A 3099-nucleotide genomic window follows, 5' to 3' on the forward strand; every position below is an offset into this window, starting at 1 on the left:
AGCGGCTCCGGCGCGATCGCCACGCCCAGCCCTGCAACCGCCGCTTCCAGCAAGTAGTACAAATGCTCAAAACCCTGGCCGTGTTTCAACGTGCCGGGCTCGATCCCGTGTTGCTGCGCCCAACTGGGCCAGGCCTGCGGGCGTGACGTGGTGTGCAACAGCGCTTCGCCACACAGCGCCGCAGCCGGGGCGTCGCGCAAGCGCTCGTAACCGGCGAAACGCGGGCTCATGACCGGGCCGATACGCTCGCTGGCCAGCTCGTACACCTGCATATCCGCTGGCCACGGGGGTTCGGCGAACAGCAGCAGCGCGTCCAGACCAGGGCGGCGGGGGTCCAGGTCACCTTCGCCTGCCGACAGGTGCAGGCGCAGATCGGGCAGGTCGGCATTCAAGCGGCCCAGGCGCGGAATAAACCACCGCGCCAGCAAACTGCCCGAACAGCCGAGGACGAACGGTGCATCGGCGCTGCTTTGGGTGATTTCTGCGCACACGTCGCGCAAGCGCTCGAACGCCTCGGCACTCGCATCGCGCAGACGCACGCCGGCATCTGTGAGTTTGAGGCCGCGTCCTTCCTTGACGAACAGGCTGACACCCAAATGTTCTTCCAGCACTTTAAGCTGGCGGCTCACAGCGCCATGGGTGACGTGCAACTGCTCAGCCGCCTGGCTCACGCTGTTGAGGCGGGCCGTGGCTTCGAATGCGCGCAGGGCGTTAAGGGGCGGAAGGTCTCGGCTCATCTGTGAGTTTTCCTGACAGGTTACGGCGATCTTATCGGTTTTCAGCACCGAACGTCAGGGGTAGAGTGACCGTCATTGCTTCCCACCCGAATTCTTTTCCTGGAGCGTCCCATGACTCAGTCCCAGACCGATCTACGCAACGGCCCTGACGCCAACGGCCTGTTTGGCGCATTCGGCGGCCGCTACGTCGCCGAAACCCTGATGCCGTTGGTCCTCGAACTGGCCCGCGAATACGAAGCGGCCAAGATTGATCCTGCGTTCAACGAAGAATTGGCTTACTTCCAGCGCGACTACGTCGGTCGACCAAGCCCGCTGTATTTCGCTGAGCGGCTGACGGAGTTCTGCGGCGGCGCCAAGATTTACCTCAAGCGCGAAGAGCTGAACCACACCGGCGCGCACAAGATCAACAACTGCATCGGCCAGATCCTGCTCGCGCGGCGCATGGGCAAGAAACGCATCATCGCCGAGACCGGCGCCGGCATGCACGGTGTGGCCACCGCCACCGTGGCTGCGCGCTTCGGCCTCGACTGCGTGATCTACATGGGCACCACCGACATCGAGCGCCAACAGGCCAACGTGTTCCGCATGAAGCTGTTGGGCGCCAAAGTGATCCCGGTAGTGTCCGGCACCGGCACGCTCAAAGACGCGATGAACGAAGCCCTGCGCGACTGGGTGACCAACGTTGATGACACCTTCTACCTGATCGGCACCGTGGCTGGCCCGCACCCGTACCCTGCAATGGTGCGCGACTTCCAGGCAGTGATCGGCAAGGAAACCCGTGACCAGATGCAAGCCCAGGAAGGTCGCCTGCCGGACAGCCTGGTGGCGTGTATCGGCGGTGGCTCGAACGCCATGGGCCTGTTCCACCCGTTCCTGAATGACACCAGCGTCGAAATCATCGGCGTTGAAGCGGCAGGCTATGGCATCGAAACCGGCAAGCATGCCGCCAGCCTCAACGGCGGCGTACCAGGTGTGCTGCACGGCAACCGTACCTTCCTGCTGCAGGACGACGACGGCCAGATCATCGACGCCCACTCGATTTCCGCCGGCCTCGACTACCCCGGCATCGGCCCGGAACACGCCTGGTTGCATGACATCGGCCGCGCCCAGTACACGTCGGTGACTGACCACGAAGCCCTGGAAGCGTTCCACAAATGCTGCCGCCTGGAAGGGATTATTCCCGCACTGGAAACTGCCCACGCCCTTGCCGAAGTATTCAAACGCGCACCGGCCCTGCCGAAAGATCACCTGATGGTGGTGAACTTGTCCGGCCGTGGCGACAAAGACATGCAGACCGTGATGCACCACATGGAACAGTCCCAGCAGGAGAAACACTAAATGAGCCGCCTGCAAACCCGCTTTGCGCAACTCAAGGAACAAAACCGCGCCGCCCTGGTGACCTTCGTCACCGCCGGCGACCCAGGCTATGACACCTCGCTGGCGATCCTCAAGGGCTTGCCCGCTGCCGGCGCCGATGTGATCGAGTTGGGCATGCCCTTCACCGACCCGATGGCCGACGGCCCAGCCATTCAACTGGCCAACATCCGTGCGCTGGAAGCCAAGCAGAACCTGGCCAAAACCCTGCAGATGGTGCGCGAGTTCCGCAAGGACAACAGCGACACCCCGCTGGTGCTGATGGGTTACTTCAACCCGATCCACAAATACGGCGTGCCGCAATTTATTGCCGATGCCAAGGAAGCCGGCGTCGACGGCCTGATCGTGGTCGACCTGCCGCCCGAGCATAACGGCGAGCTGTGCGACCCGGCCCAGGCCGCCGGTATCGACTTTATCCGCCTGACCACGCCAACCACCGACGACGTGCGCCTGCCGACCGTGCTCAATGGCAGCTCGGGCTTTGTGTACTACGTGTCGGTGGCCGGTGTGACCGGTGCCGGTGCCGCCACCCTGGAACACGTCGAAGAAGCCGTGACCCGCCTGCGTCGCCATACCGACCTGCCGATCAGCATCGGTTTTGGTATCCGCACGCCGGAGCAAGCGGCCGCCATCGCACGTTTGGCCGATGGTGTGGTGGTGGGTTCGGCGCTGATCGATCAAATCGCCAACGCCAGCAATGACCAGCAAGCCATCGACGGCGTGCTGAGCCTATGTGCAGCGCTGTCAGCAGGTGTCCGTAACGCACGTAAGTAAGCGCCTCGTATACGGTAGGTAAAGTTCCTGATACAGAGGAATCAACCCGCAAAACCGTGGCCTAAACAGCAAGACCAAGGGATTTCGAACCGTGTTCGAAATCCCTTTTTTGTATGCGTGCCCTGAGGAATTCCCGATGAAAATGCCCAAGTCCGTGATTGCTGGTTGTGGCGCGCTGGTGCTTGCCGCCAGCGCCCTGGCGCACGCCGCGCCG

At 62.8% G+C, this 3099-nt stretch carries 3 protein-coding genes; 2 read left to right on the forward strand and 1 reads right to left on the reverse strand.

Annotated elements, in window-relative coordinates; translation table 11 throughout:
* The coding region (locus L9Z73_RS28230; RefSeq protein WP_247408046.1) for a LysR family transcriptional regulator at window positions 1–737 on the reverse strand (737 nt) is incomplete at its 3' end.
* Window positions 738–848: 111 nt separating this feature from the next.
* Here L9Z73_RS28230 and trpB point away from each other — a divergent pair.
* Together trpB and trpA are read left to right on the forward strand one after the other, a co-directional pair.
* On the forward strand, window positions 849–2075 hold the full coding sequence (gene trpB, locus L9Z73_RS28235) for a tryptophan synthase subunit beta (RefSeq protein WP_247408049.1): 1227 nt from the start codon (window positions 849–851) through the stop codon (window positions 2073–2075).
* The gene (trpA, locus tag L9Z73_RS28240) at window positions 2076–2885 is read left to right on the forward strand and encodes a tryptophan synthase subunit alpha (protein WP_247408051.1); all 810 of its coding nucleotides are present in this window, start codon (window positions 2076–2078) and stop codon (window positions 2883–2885) included. It abuts the gene before it with no gap.
* Window positions 2886–3099: the final 214 nt, after the last annotated feature.

The organism is Pseudomonas emilianonis (assembly GCF_023072625.1).
Classification (GTDB): domain Bacteria; phylum Pseudomonadota; class Gammaproteobacteria; order Pseudomonadales; family Pseudomonadaceae; genus Aquipseudomonas; species Aquipseudomonas paraveronii.